At 64.4% G+C, this 18,614-nt stretch carries 19 protein-coding genes; all 19 read left to right on the forward strand.

Features of this window, described 5'->3' with window-relative positions:
• The first annotated feature begins 15 nt into the window (after positions 1 to 15).
• The 19 genes from AC0L27_RS20005 to mce all read left to right on the forward strand — a co-directional run bounded on the left by AC0L27_RS20005 (position 16) and on the right by mce (position 18,605).
• Entirely contained in the window at positions 16 to 381 is a 366-nt protein-coding gene (locus AC0L27_RS20005) for an NADH-quinone oxidoreductase subunit A (RefSeq protein ID WP_007603535.1), read from the forward strand.
• Positions 372 to 959 carry a NuoB/complex I 20 kDa subunit family protein gene (locus tag AC0L27_RS20010; RefSeq protein ID WP_354209888.1) on the forward strand — a complete coding sequence of 196 codons (588 nt, stop codon included), beginning with the start codon at positions 372 to 374 and terminating at the stop codon, positions 957 to 959. Before AC0L27_RS20005 ends, AC0L27_RS20010 begins: the two co-directional genes overlap by 10 nt.
• 11 nt (positions 960 to 970) lie before the next feature.
• Positions 971 to 1,585: an NADH-quinone oxidoreductase subunit C gene (locus AC0L27_RS20015; protein ID WP_354209887.1), complete on the forward strand. Its 615-nt coding sequence runs from the start codon at positions 971 to 973 to the stop codon at positions 1,583 to 1,585.
• A 2-nt stretch (positions 1,586 to 1,587) separates the two neighbouring features.
• On the forward strand, positions 1,588 to 2,784 hold the full coding sequence (locus AC0L27_RS20020; protein ID WP_275171315.1) for an NADH-quinone oxidoreductase subunit D: 1,197 nt from the start codon (positions 1,588 to 1,590) through the stop codon (positions 2,782 to 2,784).
• The gene (locus AC0L27_RS20025; RefSeq protein ID WP_354209886.1) at positions 2,784 to 3,746 is read left to right on the forward strand and encodes an FkbM family methyltransferase; all 963 of its coding nucleotides are present in this window, start codon (positions 2,784 to 2,786) and stop codon (positions 3,744 to 3,746) included. The genes AC0L27_RS20020 and AC0L27_RS20025 overlap by 1 nt, the downstream gene beginning before the upstream one ends.
• 12 nt (positions 3,747 to 3,758) lie before the next feature.
• Positions 3,759 to 4,370, forward strand: a complete 612-nt coding sequence (nuoE, locus tag AC0L27_RS20030) for an NADH-quinone oxidoreductase subunit NuoE (protein WP_354209885.1) — start codon at positions 3,759 to 3,761, stop codon at positions 4,368 to 4,370.
• Positions 4,370 to 4,576: a hypothetical protein gene (locus AC0L27_RS20035; protein WP_354209884.1), complete on the forward strand. Its 207-nt coding sequence runs from the start codon at positions 4,370 to 4,372 to the stop codon at positions 4,574 to 4,576. The genes nuoE and AC0L27_RS20035 overlap by 1 nt, the downstream gene beginning before the upstream one ends.
• A 15-nt stretch (positions 4,577 to 4,591) precedes the next feature.
• Positions 4,592 to 5,917 carry an NADH-quinone oxidoreductase subunit NuoF gene (nuoF, locus tag AC0L27_RS20040; protein ID WP_354255444.1) on the forward strand — a complete coding sequence of 442 codons (1,326 nt, stop codon included), beginning with the start codon at positions 4,592 to 4,594 and terminating at the stop codon, positions 5,915 to 5,917.
• Between the two features lie 5 nt (positions 5,918 to 5,922).
• Positions 5,923 to 7,998, forward strand: coding sequence for an NADH-quinone oxidoreductase subunit NuoG (gene nuoG, locus AC0L27_RS20045; protein WP_473320105.1), 2,076 nt, complete (start codon positions 5,923 to 5,925; stop codon positions 7,996 to 7,998).
• A 4-nt stretch (positions 7,999 to 8,002) separates the two neighbouring features.
• Entirely contained in the window at positions 8,003 to 9,070 is a 1,068-nt protein-coding gene (gene nuoH, locus AC0L27_RS20050) for an NADH-quinone oxidoreductase subunit NuoH (protein ID WP_106944955.1), read from the forward strand.
• 14 nt (positions 9,071 to 9,084) lie between these two features.
• On the forward strand, positions 9,085 to 9,573 hold the full coding sequence (gene nuoI / locus AC0L27_RS20055; RefSeq protein WP_026232873.1) for an NADH-quinone oxidoreductase subunit NuoI: 489 nt from the start codon (positions 9,085 to 9,087) through the stop codon (positions 9,571 to 9,573).
• 9 nt (positions 9,574 to 9,582) lie between these two features.
• Positions 9,583 to 10,221 (forward strand): NADH-quinone oxidoreductase subunit J, encoded by a 639-nt coding sequence (locus AC0L27_RS20060; RefSeq protein ID WP_007603557.1) that lies wholly within the window; start codon positions 9,583 to 9,585, stop codon positions 10,219 to 10,221.
• Positions 10,218 to 10,526: an NADH-quinone oxidoreductase subunit NuoK gene (gene nuoK, locus AC0L27_RS20065; RefSeq protein WP_015685769.1), complete on the forward strand. Its 309-nt coding sequence runs from the start codon at positions 10,218 to 10,220 to the stop codon at positions 10,524 to 10,526. Before AC0L27_RS20060 ends, nuoK begins: the two co-directional genes overlap by 4 nt.
• 61 nt (positions 10,527 to 10,587) lie before the next feature.
• Complete coding sequence (gene nuoL, locus AC0L27_RS20070) at positions 10,588 to 12,687, forward strand: NADH-quinone oxidoreductase subunit L (protein ID WP_354209881.1); 2,100 nt, start codon at positions 10,588 to 10,590, stop codon at positions 12,685 to 12,687.
• Entirely contained in the window at positions 12,688 to 14,196 is a 1,509-nt protein-coding gene (locus AC0L27_RS20075) for an NADH-quinone oxidoreductase subunit M (protein ID WP_354209880.1), read from the forward strand.
• A 22-nt stretch (positions 14,197 to 14,218) separates the two neighbouring features.
• Positions 14,219 to 15,655 (forward strand): NADH-quinone oxidoreductase subunit NuoN, encoded by a 1,437-nt coding sequence (gene nuoN / locus AC0L27_RS20080; protein ID WP_354209879.1) that lies wholly within the window; start codon positions 14,219 to 14,221, stop codon positions 15,653 to 15,655.
• Between the two features lies 1 nt (position 15,656).
• Positions 15,657 to 16,463, forward strand: coding sequence for a biotin--[acetyl-CoA-carboxylase] ligase (locus tag AC0L27_RS20085; protein WP_354209878.1), 807 nt, complete (start codon positions 15,657 to 15,659; stop codon positions 16,461 to 16,463).
• The gene (locus AC0L27_RS20090; protein WP_354209877.1) at positions 16,463 to 18,133 is read left to right on the forward strand and encodes a ribonuclease J; all 1,671 of its coding nucleotides are present in this window, start codon (positions 16,463 to 16,465) and stop codon (positions 18,131 to 18,133) included. The genes AC0L27_RS20085 and AC0L27_RS20090 overlap by 1 nt, the downstream gene beginning before the upstream one ends.
• Before the next feature lie 67 nt (positions 18,134 to 18,200).
• The gene (mce, locus tag AC0L27_RS20095; protein WP_007603572.1) at positions 18,201 to 18,605 is read left to right on the forward strand and encodes a methylmalonyl-CoA epimerase; all 405 of its coding nucleotides are present in this window, start codon (positions 18,201 to 18,203) and stop codon (positions 18,603 to 18,605) included.
• Positions 18,606 to 18,614: the final 9 nt, after the last annotated feature.

Raw genomic sequence — 18,614 nt, forward strand, 5'->3', positions numbered from 1 at the left:
AAAAAGGGCTCGTCAATGAGCGGCATTCTGCAGAACTATCTTCCACTCGTCGTCTTCATAGGGGTCGCGGGCCTCATTGGCCTGGTGCTGCTGATCGCGCCGTTCATCGTGGCGTTCCAGCAGCCGGACCCGGAAAAGCTGTCGGCGTATGAGTGCGGTTTCAACGCCTTCGACGACGCCCGCATGAAGTTCGACGTCCGCTTCTATCTTGTCGCCATCCTCTTCATCATCTTCGACCTCGAGGTGGCGTTCCTGTTTCCCTGGGCGGTGGCGTTCGGCAAGCTTGGCGCGACCGGCTTCTGGTCCATGGTGGTGTTCCTCGGCGTGCTGACGGTCGGGTTCGCCTATGAATGGAAGAAAGGCGCACTCGAATGGGATTGAACCCTGTGTCGTCCGCCGGTCCGGTTCTCGCGCCGGCCCCCAAGGGCATCCTGGACCCGTCGACCGGCAAGCCGGTCGGGGCCAGTGATCCGTTCTTCCTCGAGGTCAATTCGGAACTGTCGGACAAGGGCTTCTTCGTGGCCGCGACCGACGACCTCATCACCTGGGCGCGCACCGGCTCGCTGATGTGGATGACCTTCGGTCTCGCCTGCTGCGCGGTCGAGATGATGCAGGTGTCGATGCCGCGCTACGACGTCGAACGCTTCGGCTTCGCGCCGCGCGCCTCGCCGCGCCAGTCGGATGTGATGATCGTCGCGGGGACCCTGACCAACAAGATGGCGCCTGCGCTGCGCAAGGTCTACGACCAGATGCCCGAGCCGCGCTACGTCATCTCGATGGGCTCCTGCGCCAACGGCGGCGGCTATTATCACTATTCCTACTCGGTCGTGCGCGGTTGCGACCGTATCGTGCCGATCGACATCTACGTGCCGGGCTGCCCGCCCACGGCGGAAGCGCTGCTCTACGGCGTGCTGCTGCTGCAGAAGAAGATCCGCCGCACCGGCACCATCGAACGCTAAGGTTTTACGTCATGGACGACGCCAAGCTCGACGCCCTGGGGCAGACGATCGTTAGCGCGCTTCCGGGCGCCGCAACGGGTCATTCGGTAGCCTTCAACCAGCTCACGGTCGATGTCGAGGCCAGCAAGATCGTCGAGGTGGTCAAGTACCTCCGCGACGACCCGAACTGCCGCTTCATCAACTTCACCGACATCACGGCGGCGGACTATCCCTCGCGCGAGAAGCGCTTCGACGTGATCTATCACTTCCTGTCACCAACCCTGAACGCCCGGATCCGGCTCAAGGCCCAGGCCGACGAGACCACGCAGGTGCCGTCGCTGATCGAGGTGTTCCCGGGCGCCGACTGGTTCGAGCGCGAGGCCTACGACCTCTACGGCGTGATCTTCGTCGGTCATCCCGACATGCGCCGCCTCCTGACCGATTACGGCTTCGAGGGCCATCCGCTGCGCAAGGATTTCCCGACCACCGGCTTCCTCGAGGTCCGCTACGACGACCAGGAGAAGCGGGTGGTGTACGAGCCGGTCAGGCTCAACCAGGAATTCCGCAAGTTCGACTTTTTGTCCCCGTGGGAGGGCGCCGACTATCCGGTCCTTCCCGGTGATGAAAAAGCGGGGCCGAAGGTCTGAACATGAACGAGCAACCCGAAGTCCTTCGCAACTTCACCATCAACTTCGGTCCGCAGCATCCGGCCGCGCACGGCGTGCTGCGCCTGGTGCTGGAGCTTGACGGCGAAGTCGTCGCCCGCGTCGACCCGCATATCGGTCTGCTCCATCGCGGCACCGAAAAGCTGATCGAGCAGAAGACCTATCTGCAGGCGATCCCTTATTTCGACCGCCTCGACTACGTCGCGCCGATGAATCAGGAGCACGCCTTCTGCATGGCTGCAGAAAAGCTGCTCGGCATCGAGGTGCCGCGCCGCGCGCAGCTGATCCGCGTGCTCTATTGCGAGATCGGCCGCATCCTGTCGCATTTGCTCAACGTCACCACGCAAGCGATGGACGTCGGCGCGCTGACCCCGCCGCTGTGGGGCTTCGAAGAGCGCGAAAAGCTGATGGTGTTCTACGAGCGCGCCTCCGGCAGCCGCATGCACGCAGCCTACTTCCGCGTCGGCGGCGTGCATCAGGACCTGCCGCAGAAGCTGGTCGACGACATCGACGCCTGGTGCGATCCGTTCCTGAAAGTGGTCGAAGATCTCGACCGGCTGCTCACCGCGAACCGCATCTTCAAGCAGCGCAACGTCGACATCGGCGTGGTGTCGCTGAAGGAGGCCTGGGAGTGGGGCTTCTCCGGCGTGATGGTGCGCGGTTCGGGAGCGGCCTGGGATCTGCGCAAGTCGCAGCCCTATGAATGCTACGCCGAGATGGATTTCGACATCCCGATTGGCAAGAACGGCGATTGCTACGACCGCTATCTGATCCGCATGGAAGAGATGCGCCAGTCCGTGCGCATCATGAAGCAGTGCATCCAGAAGCTTAACGCGCCAGACGGGAAGGGCCCCGTCGTCGTCGAGGACAACAAGGTCGCGCCGCCGCGCCGTGGCGAGATGAAGCGCTCGATGGAAGCGCTGATCCATCACTTCAAGCTCTACACCGAAGGCGTTCACGTGCCGGCCGGCGAGGTCTACGCCGCGGTCGAGGCGCCGAAGGGCGAGTTCGGCGTCTTTCTCATCTCGGACGGCACCAACAAGCCGTACAAGTGCAAGATCCGCGCGCCGGGCTTTGCGCATCTCCAGGCCATGGATCACATCTGCCGCGGTCATCTGCTCGCCGACGTCTCGGCGATCCTCGGCTCGCTCGACATCGTGTTCGGAGAGGTCGATCGGTGATGGCGCAGGCGCCGATCCAGTTTGACCGTGCCTCGGGAGCCCTTGAAGGGGCCAACCTGTGGGAGCGGACGGCTGCCTTGGCGCTGGTGACGGGATCGAAGATCTCGTCGCACTTCTCGCATATGGGCTATATCGCCTGCGCCAATCTGCTGCGCAAGACGCTGCCCGAGCGCAACATCGCGATCAAGCTCAACCCCGACGCCGTGTTCGAATTTCCCTACGGCGACGGCTATTGGAGCAAGCTGCTCAACCGCTCCTACAACTACGAGGACGAGCTGGAGCTGTTGTTCGCCGACTCCATCGATGTCGACTACACGCTGCTCGATTGCGGCGCGAATTACGGCTATTGGTCGGTGCTGGTGTCGAGCAAGCCGTTCGGTTCGCACAAGGCGATCGCGATCGAGCCGTCGGGGCAGAACTATCCGAAGCTCGCCAACAACGCCCGCATCAACGGCAGCCGCTTCGAGACCATGAAATGCGCGATCGGCGCGGCCCGTGGCACCGCGCGTCTGTCAGGCACCAAGCACGAGGCCTTCAGCATCGCCGGCGATGCGTCGGCGGGCGGCGAGGACGTGCCGGTCATCGCGCTCGATAACCTCATCGACGACGGCAAGATCGCCGCGAGCGGCAAGTACCTGATCAAGCTCGACGTCGAGGGCGTCGAGATCGAGGCGATCAAGGGCGGCGCCCGGCTGCTCCAGGCCGACAGCGTCGTCATGTGCGAGGAGCACGGCAGCGACCGCTCGCACGCGGTCTCGCGCTACATCCTCGAACACACCCCGCTGAAGCTGATCGTCTACGATCCCAGCACCCGGCGTATGGAAACGGTGACCGAGCTGTCGATCCTCGACCGCATCAAGGTCTCGACCCACGTCGGCTACAATGTTTTCGGCACCGCAAGCGCATTCTGGCAGGACAGGATCAATGCCCTGAATGCGAAAACCGCGCGCCGTATGCAGTGAGAGATTGAAGAGATGTCCGTTCGCCGATTAGCACCGAAGGAAGTCCAGCCCGCGAGCTTTGCGTTCACGGAGGAGAACCTCGCGTTCGCCAAGCAGCAGATCGCGAAATATCCGGCCGGGCGCCAGGCTTCGGCCGTCATCGCCATCCTCTGGCGCGTTCAGGAACAGCACGAAGGCTGGGTCTCGGAGGCCGCGATCCGCGCTGTCGCCGACATGCTCGACATGCCCTATATCCGCGTGCTCGAGGTCGCGACCTTCTACACGATGTTCCAGCTGGCCCCGGTCGGCAAGAAGGCCCACGTCCAGGTCTGCGGCACCACGCCGTGCCGCCTGCGCGGCGCCGAGGATCTGATCCACATCTGCGAGCACCGCATCCATCACGAGCCCTTCCATCTCTCCAAGGACGGCAATTTCAGCTGGGAAGAGGTGGAGTGCCTCGGTGCCTGCGTGAATGCGCCGATGGTGCTGATCGGCAAGGACACCTATGAGGATTTGACCAAGGAAAGCTTCGGCAAGGTGCTCGATGGCTTTGCTTCGGGCAATCCGCCCAAGCCCGGTCCGCAGAACGGCCGCCAGTTCTCGGCGCCGACCGGTGGGCCGACCACGCTGAAGGAGATCACCTGATGCGTGATCTCTCGTCGCCGCCAGATGAAGGGAGCAGTGTTGTGAAGAAGTGGGGCTTCGTCGCAATGCATTCCGCCGTGGCGGCCACGTTCATTTTTCTGCTTCAGCGCTTCGCCCTGAACGCGACGCTGGAATCCAGTCTGCTCTGGGCGCTGACCTTCGCCGTCTGCGCCGCCGGGCTTGCCTACAAGCAAGCCAACCGTTGATCGGAAAGCACTGACATGCTCGAGGACAAGGACCGCATCTTCAAGAACCTCTATGGCCTCCACGATTGGGGGCTCGAGGGCGCGCGGCGCCGCGGCGCCTGGGATGGTACGAAGAACATCATCGACAAGGGCCGTGACTGGATCATCAACGAGATGAAGGCCTCGGGACTGCGCGGCCGCGGTGGCGCCGGCTTCCCGACCGGTCTGAAATGGTCGTTCATGCCGAAGGAATCGACCGACGGCCGGCCGAGCTATCTGGTCGTCAACGCCGACGAGTCCGAGCCCGGCACCTGCAAGGATCGCGAGATCATGCGGCACGATCCGCATCTCCTGATCGAGGGCTGCCTGATCGCGAGCTGCGCGATGAACGCGCACGCCTGCTACATCTATGTCCGCGGCGAATTCATCCGCGAGCGCGAGCATCTCCAGGCGGCGATCGACCAGGCCTATGAGGCCAAGCTGGTCGGCAAGGACAACGTCAACGGCTGGCCGTTCGACATCTACGTCGCCCACGGCGCCGGCGCCTATATCTGCGGCGAGGAAACCGCGCTGCTTGAGAGCCTCGAAGGCAAGAAGGGCCAGCCGCGTCTGAAGCCGCCGTTCCCCGCCAACGTCGGCCTGTACGGCTGCCCGACAACCGTCAACAACGTCGAGTCGATCGCGGTCGCGCCGGACATTCTGCGCCGCGGCGCGGCGTGGTTCGCCGGCATCGGCCGTCCGAACAATGTCGGCACCAAGCTGTTCTGCATCTCCGGCCATGTCGAGCGGCCCTGCAACGTCGAAGAAGCCATGGGCATCCCGTTCCGTGAGCTGATCGAGAAGCATTGCGGCGGCATCCGCGGCGGCTGGGACAACCTCAAGGCCGTGATCCCCGGCGGCTCCTCCGTGCGCATGGTGCCGGCCGAGCAGATCATCGACACGCCGATGGATTTCGACAGCTTGAGCAAGCTGCGCTCGGGCCTCGGCACCGCGGCCGTGATCGTGATGGACAAATCGACCGACTTGATCCGCGCCATCGCCCGCATCTCCTATTTCTACAAGCACGAGAGCTGCGGCCAGTGCACGCCGTGCCGCGAAGGCACCGGCTGGATGTGGCGCGTCTTGACCCGCATGGCCGAAGGCCGCGCCCACAAGCGCGAGATCGACATGCTGCTGGAAGTCACCAAGCAGGTCGAAGGCCACACCATCTGCGCGCTGGGCGACGCCGCGGCGTGGCCGATCCAGGGCCTGATCGCGCATTTCCGTCATGAGATCGAGGCGCGCATCGACCAGTATTCGCACAAGGCCGACATCGACGATGCCGGCGTCCGCGATCCCGTGAACATGGTCGCGGCGGAGTAGAGACAATGACCAAGCTCATCATCGACGGTAAAGAGATCGATGTCCCCGCCGAATACACGCTGCTTCAGGCGTGCGAGGCGGCCGGCGCCGAGATCCCGCGTTTCTGCTATCACGAGCGGCTGTCGATCGCCGGCAATTGCCGGATGTGCCTCGTCGAGGTGAAGGGCGGCCCGAAGCCGGTCGCGAGCTGCGCCTGGGGCGTGCGCGATTGCCGTCCGGGTCCCAAGGGCGAGCCGCCGGAAATCTCCACCCGTTCGCCGATGGTGAAGAAGGCGCGCGAAGGCGTGATGGAATTCCTTCTCATCAACCATCCGCTGGATTGCCCGATCTGCGATCAGGGCGGCGAGTGCGACCTCCAGGACCAGGCGATGGGCTATGGTGTCGACACCAGCCGCTTCGCCGAGAACAAGCGCGCGGTCGAGGACAAATATCTCGGCGCGCTGGTCAAGGCATCGATGAACCGCTGCATCCAGTGCACCCGCTGCGTCCGCTTCTCGGCGGAAGTGGCCGGCGCTCCCGAAATGGGCGCGACCGGCCGCGGCGAGGACATGGAGATCACGACCTATCTCGAGCACGCGCTGACCTCGGAACTCCAGGGCAATCTGGTCGACATCTGCCCGGTCGGCGCGCTGACCTCGAAGCCCTACGCCTTCGCCGCGCGCCCATGGGAGCTCGGCAAGACCCAGTCGATCGACGTGATGGACGGCGTGGGCTCCGCGATCCGCGTCGACACGCGCGGCCGCGAAGTGATGCGTATCCTGCCGCGCATCAACGAGGCCGTGAACGAGGAGTGGATCTCGGACAAGACCCGTCACGTCGTCGACGGCCTGCGCACCCAGCGCCTCGACCGGCCCTATATCCGCGAAGCCGGCAAGCTGCGCGCGGCGAGCTGGCCGGAGGCCTTTGCCGCGATCGCCTCCAAGGCGGCGCGCACCGACGGCAAGCGGATCGGCGCGATCGCGGGCGACCTCGCCGGCGTCGAAGAGATGTTCGCGCTGAAGGATCTGCTGGCGAAATACGGCTCGGCCAATCTGGCGGTGCAGGGCGGCGACGCCTTCGATCCCGCGCTCGGCCGCGGCTCCTACATCTTCAATCCGACGCTCGCCGGCGTCGAGCAGGCCGATGCGCTGCTCATCATCGGCGCCAATCCGCGGAAAGAGGCGGCCGTGTTCAACGCCCGCATCCGCAAGCGCTGGCGCGCCGGCGGTTTCAAGGTCGGCGTGATCGGCGCCAAGCCCGACCTGACCTACGATTATGACCATCTCGGCGCAGGCACCGATACGCTCGGTGAGCTCGCGGCCGGCAAGCACTCCTTCATGGACGTGCTGAAGAACGCCAAGAACCCCATCATCCTGGTTGGTGCGGGCGCGGCCTCGCGCCACGACGGCGCTGCGATTCTCGCAGCCGCCGCCAAGCTCGCGCTTGATGTCGGCGCGGTGAAGGACGGCTGGAACGGGTTTGGCGTGCTGCATGAGAGCGCCTCGCGCGTCGGCGCGCTCGACATCGGCTTTGTCGCCGGTCAGGGCGGGCTGAACGCAGCGCAGATGACGACGTTCGGGACGCTCGATCTGCTGTTCCTGCTCGGCGCGGACGAGATCAAGCCATCGGACGGCACCTTCGTCGTCTATATCGGCACCCACGGCGACCGCGGCGCTCACCGCGCCGACGTGATCCTGCCGGCAGCCGCCTATACCGAGAAGTCCGCGATCTACGTCAACACCGAAGGCCGCGTGCAGATGACCGGACGGGCCGCATTCCCGCCGGGCGAGGCCCGCGAGGACTGGGCGATCGTCCGCGCGCTGTCGGAGGCGCTCGGCAAGAAGCTCGGCTATGACTCGCTCTCGGCCCTGCGCCAGGCGGTCTTCAAGGCTGTGCCGCATTTGATCCGTCTCGACCAGATCGAGGCCGGCTCGGCCGACCAGATCAAGAAGCTCGCGGGGAAGGGTGGCACGACGGAGAAGGCTCCGTTCAAACCGCTTGTCGAGGACTTCTATTTGACCAACCCAATCGCGCGTGCGTCCGCCGTCATGGCGGAGTGTTCGCGGCTTGCCTCCGGGCAGATGCTGACCGCAGCGGAGTGAGCTGATGGAATTCTTCGAAAGCGCATTCTGGACCGGGTTCCTCTGGCCGCTGATCATCATGATCGCGGAGAGCGTCCTGGTGCTGGTCGTCCTGCTGGTGGCGATCGCCTACATCCTGCTCGCCGACCGCAAGATCTGGGCGGCGGTGCAGATCCGCCGCGGCCCGAACGTGGTAGGGCCCTGGGGTCTGCTGCAATCCTTCGCCGACCTCCTGAAGTTCGTGCTGAAGGAGCCGATCATCCCGTCCGGCGCCAACAAGGGCGTGTTCCTCCTGGCTCCCTTGGTCTCGTGCGTGCTCGCGCTCGCCGCCTGGGCGGTGATCCCGACCAATCTCGGCTGGGTGATCTCCGACATCAATGTCGGCGTTCTCTTCATCTTTGCGATCTCGTCGCTGTCGATCTACGGCATCATCATGGCCGGCTGGTCGTCGAACTCGAAATATCCGTTCCTGGCTGCGCTGCGCTCCGCGGCGCAGATGGTGTCCTACGAGGTCTCGATCGGCTTCGTCATCATCACGGTGCTGCTCTGCGCCGGCACGCTGAACCTCTCGGCCGTAGTCGAGGCGCAGCACGTCCGGGGTCTCGCCAGCCTGATCGGGTTGCCGCAGCTCACCATCCTGAACTGGTACGTCTGGCCGCTGTTCCCGATGTTCGTGATCTTCTACGTCTCGGCGCTGGCGGAAACCAACCGTCCGCCATTCGACCTGGTCGAAGCGGAATCCGAGCTCGTCGCCGGCTTCATGGTCGAGTACGGCTCGACGCCGTATCTTCTGTTCATGCTCGGCGAGTATGTCGCGATTGCCACGATGTGCGCGATGGCGACGATCCTGTTCCTGGGAGGCTGGCTGCCGCCGGTGGACCTGCCGCCCTTCAACTGGGTGCCGGGGATCATCTGGTTCTCGCTAAAGCTGTTCTTCATGTTCTTCCTGTTCGCGATGGCCAAGGCGATCGTGCCGCGCTACCGCTACGATCAACTGATGCGCCTCGGCTGGAAGGTCTTCCTGCCGCTGTCGCTGGCGATGGTGATCGTAGTGGCCGGCGTGCTGCACTTCGCCGACATCGCGCCGAAGTGAGGGCCGTCATGGGTATCAACATCAACGCCACTGCACGTTCGCTCCTGTTGTCGGAATTCGTCTCGGCGTTCTTCCTCGCCATGCGCTATTTCTTCCAGCCGAAGCCGACGCTGAACTATCCCTTCGAGAAGGGCCCGATCTCGCCGCGCTTCCGCGGCGAGCATGCGCTGCGCCGCTATCCGAACGGCGAAGAGCGCTGCATCGCCTGCAAGCTGTGCGAAGCGGTTTGCCCGGCGCAGGCCATCACCATCGAGGCCGGCCCGCGCCGCAACGACGGCACCCGCCGCACTGTGCGCTACGACATCGACATGGTGAAGTGCATCTATTGCGGCCTCTGCCAGGAAGCCTGTCCGGTCGATGCCATCGTCGAAGGTCCGAACTTCGAGTTCGCGACCGAGACCCGCGAGGAACTGTTCTATGACAAGGCCAAGCTGCTCGCCAACGGCGATCGCTGGGAACGCGAGATCGCGAAAGCGATCGAACTCGACGCGCCGTACCGGTGAGATGAGAGCATGATCCTTCCCGCGCTGTTCTTCTATCTGTTCGCCGGCGTCTGCGTCGCCTCGGCGGTGATGGTGATTGTCTCGCGCAATCCCGTGCACTCCGTGCTGTACCTGATCCTGGCCTTCGTCAACGCCTCCGGCCTGTTCGTGCTGATGGGCGCCGAGTTCCTGGCGATGATCCTGATCGTCGTCTATGTCGGCGCCGTCGCGGTGCTGTTCCTGTTCGTGATCATGATGCTCGACGTCGACTTCCTCGAGCTGCGCGAGGGCTTTATCGAGTACCTCCCGGTCGGCCTCGTGATCGGCGGCATCTTCCTGTTCGAGCTGTTGCTCACCGTCGGCTTCTGGGTCATCAACCCCGGCGTCGCCAAGACGATCACGGCGGCGATCCCGACCAACGTCTCCAATACCGAGGCGCTGGGCCTGGTGCTCTATACCAAGTACATCCACTACTTCCAGCTCTCGGGCATGGTGCTGCTGGTCGCCATGATCGGCGCCATCGTGCTGACGCTGCGGCACAAGGCGAGCGTCAAGCGGCAGGACATCAACGTTCAGAACGCGCGCACGCCCGAAATAGCGATGGCGATCCGCAAGGTGACGCCGGGGCAGGGGCTCCAGGACTCTGACGCGGCGGAGTGGGTGAAATGACGATCGGGCTCGGACACTATCTTGCGGTCGGCGCGATCCTGTTCACGCTCGGGATCCTCGGCATCTTCCTGAACCGCAAGAACATCATCGTCATCCTGATGTCGATCGAGCTGATCCTGCTCGCGGTCAACATCAACCTCGTGGCGTTCTCGACCTTCCTCGGCGACATCGTCGGGCAGGTCTTCGCACTCCTGGTGCTCACCGTCGCGGCCGCTGAAGCCGCGATCGGTCTCGCCATCCTGGTGGTCTATTTCCGCAACCGCGGCTCGATCGCGGTTGAGGACGTCAATCTGATGAAGGGCTGATCGCATGATCCGGAAAAGTGGATACCGGTTTTCCGACCAGATCATGCGGAAAGATTAAATCATGGTCCAGGCAATCGTCTTTCTGCCTCTGCTGGGCGCAATTCTGGCCGGCTTGATCGCGCTGTTCGGCGCGCATGCCCGCAACCCCTCGGGCGACACGGTCGAGCATCACGATGATCACGGCCATGGCGCGCACGCCCATGCGTCCGACACCATCACCGAGGATGCGTCGGTCATCCACGAGACCCATCACGAGCCCGGCGACGGCCACGACGACCACCACGTCTCCGAGCCGCCCGCGGCGGGCTCGCGCGGCGCCGAGCTGATCACCACGGCGTTGCTGTTCGTGTCGGCGGCGCTGTCCTGGATGACGCTGGTCGATGTCGGCTTCATGCACCACGACATGCGCATTCCGCTGCTGCCGTGGATCCTCTCCGGCGATCTTCAGGTCTACTGGACGCTGCGGGTCGACACGCTCACCGCCGTGATGCTGGTGGTCGTGACCACCGTGTCCTCGCTCGTGCACCTCTATTCTATCGGCTACATGGACGAGGACCCGAACCGGCCGCGCTTCTTCGGCTATCTGTCGCTGTTCACCTTCGCCATGCTGATGCTGGTGACCGCGGACAACCTCGTGCAGCTGTTCTTCGGCTGGGAAGGCGTGGGTCTGGCGAGCTACCTCCTGATCGGCTTCTGGTACCAGAAGCCGTCGGCGAACGCCGCCGCCATCAAGGCCTTCGTGGTCAATCGCGTCGGCGATTTCGGCTTCGCGCTCGGCATCTTCGCGATCTTCCTGCTGGCCGGCTCGACCGATTTCGAGACCATCTTCCACGCTGCACCCGGCCTCACCGGCAAGACCATCGACTTCCTCGGCTGGCACGCCGACGCGCTGACCCTGACCTGCCTGTTGCTGTTCATGGGCGCGATGGGCAAATCGGCGCAGTTCCTGCTGCACACCTGGTTGCCGGACGCGATGGAAGGCCCGACCCCGGTGTCGGCGCTGATCCACGCCGCGACCATGGTCACGGCCGGGGTCTTCATGGTGGCGCGCCTGTCGCCGCTGTTCGAGCTCGCGCCGAACGCGCAGGCCGTCGTGATGTTCTTCGGCGCCACCACGGCGTTCTTCGCGGCGACCATCGGCCTCGTCCAGAACGACATCAAGCGCATCGTCGCCTACTCGACCTGTTCGCAGCTCGGCTACATGTTCGTGGCGATGGGAGCAGGGGCCTATTCGGTCGGCATGTTCCATTTGTTCACGCACGCCTTCTTCAAGGCGCTGTTGTTCCTGGGCTCCGGCTCGGTGATCTACGCGATGCATCACGAGCAGGACATCCGCAACATGGGCGGCCTCTGGCGCAAGATCCCCTACACCTATGCGGTGATGGTGGTCGGCACGCTCGCGCTCACCGGCTTCCCGCTGACCGCCGGCTATTTCTCCAAGGACGCGATCATCGAGTCCGCCTACGCCTCGCACAATCCGTTCGCGATGTACGGCTTCCTGATGACGGTCATCGCGGCCGGCCTGACCTCGTTCTACTCGTGGCGCCTGATCTTCAAGACCTTCCACGGCGAGCCGCATGACGATCACCACTACGAGGCTGCGCATGAAGCGCCGATCTGGATGCTGATCCCGATCGGTGTGCTCGCGGTCGGCTCCATCCTGGCCGGCTTCCCGTTCAAGGAGCTGTTCGCCGGTCACGGCATCGAGGAGTTCTTCCGCGAATCCGTGAAGATGAACCCGCACATCATCGAGGAGATGCACCACATCCCCGAGACCATCGCCTTCCTGCCGACGGTGATGATGGTGCTGGGCTTCCTGGTGTCGTACCTGTTCTACATCCGCCGGCCCTATCTGCCGGTCGAGCTCGCGAACACGCAGCCGATGCTGTACAAGTTCCTGCTCAACAAATGGTACTTCGACGAGCTCTACGACATCATCTTCGTCCGTCCGGCGAAGTGGATCGGCTACCAGCTCTGGAAGAAGGGCGACGGCTTCATCATCGACGGGCTCGGCCCCGACGGCGTCTCGGCCCGGGTGCTGGACGTCACCCGCAACGTCGTGAAGATCCAGACCGGCTATCTCTACCACTACGCGTTCGCCATGCTGATCGGTGCCGCCGGCCTGATCACCTGGTTCATGTTCGGCTTTGGAGGCCAGTAAATGACGACCTGGCCAATTCTATCCGTCACGACGTTCCTGCCGCTGGTCGGCGCGCTGATCGTCTATCTCAGCCGCGGCGATGACGAGGCATCCCGGCGCAACTCGCGCTGGATCGCGCTGTGGACCACGCTGATCACCTTCGCGGTGTCGGTGATCCTGGTCATGCGGTTCGATGCGTCGAACCCCGACTTCCAGTTCGTCGAGAAGGCGAACTGGCTCGCCACCGGCATCACCTACCACATGGGCGTGGACGGCATTTCGCTGCCGCTGGTGATCCTGACCACCGCCATCATGCCGTTCTGCATCATCGCGAGCTGGAAGGCGATCACCAACCGCGTTCGCGAATACATGATGGCGTTCCTGATCCTGGAAACGCTGATGATCGGTACCTTTTCGGCGCTCGATCTCGTGCTGTTCTACCTATTCTTCGAAGGCGGCCTGATCCCGATGTTCCTGATCATCGGCGTCTGGGGCGGTCCGCGCCGGGTCTATGCGTCCTTCAAGTTCTTCCTCTACACGCTGCTCGGCTCGGTGCTGATGCTGCTCGCCATCATGGCGCTGTACTGGAACGGCGGCACCACGGACATTCCGACCCTGATGCACACCGCCGTGCCGCGCTCGCTGCAGACGTGGGCGTGGCTTGCCTTCTTCGCCTCGTTCGCGGTGAAGATGCCGATGTGGCCGGTGCACACCTGGCTCCCCGACGCCCACGTCGAGGCGCCGACCGCCGGCTCGGTGGTCCTGGCTGCGATCATGCTGAAGATGGGCGGCTACGGCTTCCTGCGGTTCTCGCTGCCGATGTTCCCGCTGGCCTCGCACGACTTCGCGCCGCTGATGTTCACGCTCTCCGCCATTGCCATCATCTACACCTCCCTGGTGGCGCTGATGCAGGAGGACATGAAGAAGCTGATTGCGTACTCCTCGGTGGCGCATATGGGCTTCGTCACCATGGGCATCTTCGCCGGCACCATGCAGGGCGTCGCCGGCGGCGTGTTCCAGATGATCTCGCACGGCATCGTCTCCGGCGCGCTCTTCCTCTGCGTCGGCATCGTCTACGACCGCATGCACACCCGCGAGATCGCGGCCTATGGCGGTCTCGTCAACCGGATGCCGCTCTACGCGCTGACCTTCATGGTCTTCACCATGGCCAATGTCGGTCTGCCCGGCACCTCCGGCTTTGTCGGCGAATTCATGACGCTGCTCGGCACCTTCAAGGTCTCGATCCCGACCGCGTTCTTCGCCACCTTCGGCGTGATCCTGTCGGCCTGCTATGCGCTGTGGCTCTACCGCAAGGTGGTGTTCGGGGCGCTGGTCAAGCCGTCGCTGGCGAGCATGAAGGATCTCACCTTCCGCGAGGGCCTGACGCTGTTCCCGCTGATCGCGCTGACGATCCTGTTCGGCATCTATCCGAAGCCGGTGCTCGACATGTCGGCGGCCTCGGTCCAGCAACTCGTCAACAATTACAACACCGCTGTGACGGCCGTGAAGGCCGCCGCACTGCTCAAGTGAGCGGGCAGGTCAGGATATCGCCATGAGCTTTGAGACTGCAGGTTATCAACTGGCGCCGGTGCTGCCCGAGCTCGTGCTCGCGGTGGGAGCCATGGCACTCCTGATGCTCGGCGCCTATCGCGGGCAGGAGACCACCAAGACGGTCACGACGCTTGCGGTGCTGCTCCTGATCGTGGTCGGCGCGCTCGAATACATGCTGCCCGCGGGCAAGCACGTGACCTTCGGCGGCAGCTTCATCGTCGATGATTTTGCCCGCTTTATGAAGATCCTGGCCCTGATCGGTTCGGCGGTGACGCTGGTGCTGTCGACCGAGTTCCTCTCGGATCCGTCGCGCCGTATCTTCGAATACGCGATCCTGGTGCTGCTCTCGACCCTCGGCATGATGGTGCTGATCTCGGCCGGCGATCTGATCTCGCTCTATCTCGGCCTCGAATTGATGTCGCTCGCGCTCTACGTCGTGGCGGCCTCGAACCGTGACAACGCCAAGTCGACCGAAGCCGGCCTGAAGTACTTCGTGCTCGGCGCGCTGTCGTCGGGCATGCTGCTCTACGGCTCCTCGCTGATCTACGGCTTCACCGGTACGGTCAGCTTCACCGGCATCGCGGCGGCCGCGACGATCTCGAATGTCGGCCTGGTGTTCGGTCTCGTGTTCCTGCTCGCCGGCCTCTGCTTCAAGGTCTCGGCCGTGCCGTTCCACATGTGGACGCCTGACGTCTACGAGGGCGCACCGACGCCCGTGACAGCCTTCTTCGCCTCGGCGCCGAAAGTGGCCGCGCTCGCGGTCTTCACCCGCGTCACGCTGACCGCATTCCCCGGCATCGTCTCGCAGTGGCAGCAGATCCTGGTGTTCGTGTCGATCGCCTCGATGGCGCTGGGTTCGTTCGCCGCGATCGGCCAGAGCAACATCAAGCGCCTGATGGCCTATTCCTCGATCGGCCATATGGGGTTTGCCCTGGTCGGCCTCGCGGCGGGCACGGTCGAGGGCGCGCAGGGCGTCTTGATGTACATCGTGATCTATGTCGCGATGACGCTGGGCTCCTTCGCCATCATCCTTGCGATGAAGCGCAACGGCCAGCCGGTCGAGCAGATCAGCGATTTCGCAGGTCTCTCGCGGACCAATCCGCTGCTCGCCTTTATGTTCGCGATGCTGCTGTTCTCGCTCGCCGGAATCCCGCCGCTCGCCGGCTTCTTCGCCAAATGGTACGTCTTCGTCGCCGCCATCAAGGCGAATTTGTTCACGCTCGCCGTCATCGGCGTGCTGACCAGCGTGGTCGGCGCCTACTACTATCTCAGCATCGTCAAGACGATGTATTTCGACGAGCCGGCCGGGCAGGTCGATCCGGTGCGCGTCGAAGTCAAGACGGTGCTGGCGGTCGCGGGCCTGTTCAACATCCTCTTCGCACTGTTCGCTGGCCCGGTGGTGAGCGTCGCCTCCGCCGCGGCAAAGTCGCTGTTCTAGGATGGCATTCGCGCTCGGTCCTCGTGCGGCGTCGGCGGGCTACAAGCTCGCAGCTTTCGAACGGACCGGCTCGACCAACACCGAGGCGATCGAGCACGCGAGGCGCGGCGAACGCGGCCCGATGTGGTTCGTGACGTCGGAGCAGACCGCCGGTCGTGGCCGCCGTCAGCGCGCCTGGATCGCACCAAAGGGTAACCTTGCCGCCAGCGTCCTCGAAGTCGTTGATGTCGCGCCTTCCGTGGCCGCGACGATCGGCTTTGCGGCCGGGCTGGCCGAGGAGGCCGCCCTGGAGAAGGTCAGCCTGGAGGCGGCACTGCGCCTCGGTGAGGGCCGTCCCCACTACGCCCTGAAATGGCCGAACGACGTGCTGGCCGGCGGCAAGAAGCTGGTCGGTATCGGTCTGGAGGCCGAAGCCATTGGCGACCGCCTTGCCATCGTCGTCGGCATCGGCACCAATGTCGTCGCCGCGCCCGAGGGCACGCCGACGCCGGCGGTGTCGCTCGCCGCGCTCGGCGTCCAGATCAGTGCGGAAGAGCTGTTCTCGGCGCTCTCGGACGCGTGGGTGGAATTCCGCGGTATCTGGGACAATGGCCGCGGCTTTGCCGAAATTCGCAGGTTGTGGCTGGAGCGCGCCGCCGGCCTCGGCGAGCGGGTCGCGATCCACACGGGAGTGATGACGCTGGAAGGCATTTTTGACACGATCGACGACACCGGCTGCCTGATCGTCCGCACCGCGGAGGGCCGGCGCGTGCCGGTGGCCGCGGGCGAGGTGTTCTTCGGCACGGCCGCCTCCGTGGGAGCTGCGTGATGGCGAAGCCTGAGGAACTGGTATTTGCACCGCTCGGCGGCGTCGGCGAGATCGGCATGAATTTGTCGATCTACGGCCTCGGCAACCGCCAGCAGCGTGCCTGGCTGGCAATCGATCTCGGCGTCTCCTTCGGCGACGAGGAGCATCTGCCGGGCATCGACCTGATCATGCCGGACGTCAGCTTCCTGGAGAAGGAACGGAAGAACCTGATGGGGCTGGTGCTGACCCACGCCCATGAGGACCATTTCGGTGCGATCATCGACCTGTGGCCGAAGCTGAAATGCCCGATCTACGCGACGCAGTTCAGCGCGGCGCTGTTCGAGGCCAAGTGCGCCGCCGAGCGCAATGCGCCGAAGATCCCGGTGACGGTGGTGCCGTCGGGCGGGCGCGTCGATATCGGTCCGTTCAATGTCGAGTTCATCCCGGTCGCGCATTCGATTCCGGAGTCGCATGCGCTGGCGATTCACACCGAAGTCGGCACGGTGCTGCACACCGGCGACTGGAAGATCGATCCGACTCCGATCATCGGCCGCCCCACCGACGAAAAGCGGCTGCGGGAGCTCGGCGATGCGGGTCTGCTCGCCCTGATCGGCGATTCCACCAACGCCGTGCGCGACGGCCGCTCACCCTCGGAAGCCGAGGTTGCCAGGTCCATCACCGAGCTCGTCAAGGCCGCCAAGGGCCGCGTTGCGGTCACGACCTTTGCCTCCAACGTCGCGCGCCTCAAGGCCGTCGCCATCGCCGCGAAGGCCGCCGACCGTGAGGTCGTCGTGGTCGGCCGCGCCATGGAACGCGTCGTGCAGGTCGCGCGCGAGACCGGCTATCTCGATGGCGTGCAGAGTTTCCGCTCCCCGGACGTCTACGGTCATCTGCCGCAGGACAAGGTGCTGGCGCTCTGCACCGGCAGCCAGGGCGAGCCGCGTGCCGCGCTGGCGCGCATCGCCAATGACGACCATCCCGAGATCACGCTCAACCGCGGCGACAGCGTGATCTTCTCCTCACGCACCATTCCCGGCAACGAGAAGGCGGTCGGCGCGATCATCAATGGCCTGGTTCTGCAGGGGGTGGAGGTCATCACCGACCGCGACCAGCTGGTCCATGTCTCCGGCCATCCCCGCCGCGACGAATTGCGCGACATGATCGCCTGGACCCGGCCGCAGCTCCTGATCCCCGTCCATGGCGAGGCCCTGCACCTCAATGAGCACGCCAAGCTCGCGCGTGCCGCCGGCGTGCCGCGCGTGCTGGTCTGCCGCAACGGCGATCTCGTCAAGCTCGGCCCCGGCGATCCCGGCATCATTGGGCAGGTGCCTGCGGGCCGCCTCTACAAGGACGGCACGATTCTGGAGGACTCCAAGTCCCGCGCAGTGGTCGAGCGGCGCCGCATGGCCTTCTCCGGCTGCGCCTTCGTCGCCATCGCCATGACGCAGCAAGGCGAACTCGTCGACGATCCCGAGGTCGATCTGATCGGTATCCCTGAGAAGAACAAAGCGGGCGAGCCCTTCGACGACATCGTCTTCGACGCCGTGGTCTCCACCATCGAAGGCCTGCCGAAGGCGCGCCGTCGCGACGCGGATGCGCTGGCGGAGTCGGTGCGACGCGCTGTCCGCTCCGTGATCAACGAACATTGGGGTAAGAAGCCCCCCTGTCTGGTACATGTGCTGACAGTCTAATTTGGGCATGATCTTTCTGGAAAACCGCTTCACACTTTTCCGGATCATGCCCTAGGGGAGAAGAAACATGCTGGGCCGGCTCAACCATGTCGCGATCGCGACCAAGGACGCCGTCAAGGCCGCCAAAATCTATGGCGCCGCATTCGGGGCCCAGATATCTGAGGCCGTCGCGCTGCCCGAGCACGGCGTCACCACCGTGTTCGCGACGCTGCCCAACACCAAGATCGAATTCATCGAGCCGCTCGGCGAGGCCTCGCCGATCGCAAAGTTCCTCGACCGCAACGCCGACGGCGGCATCCATCACGTCTGCTACGAGGTGGTCGACATCATCGCCTCGCGCGATACGCTGGTGAAGGAGGGCGCAAGGGTGCTCGGCGACGGCGTGCCGAAGATCGGCGCCCACGGCAAGCCGGTGCTATTCCTGCACCCGAAGGACTTTTCCGGCGCGCTGGTCGAAATCGAGCAGGCATAGGCCGAAGCC

The organism is Bradyrhizobium sp. Ken51, assembly GCF_055807435.1.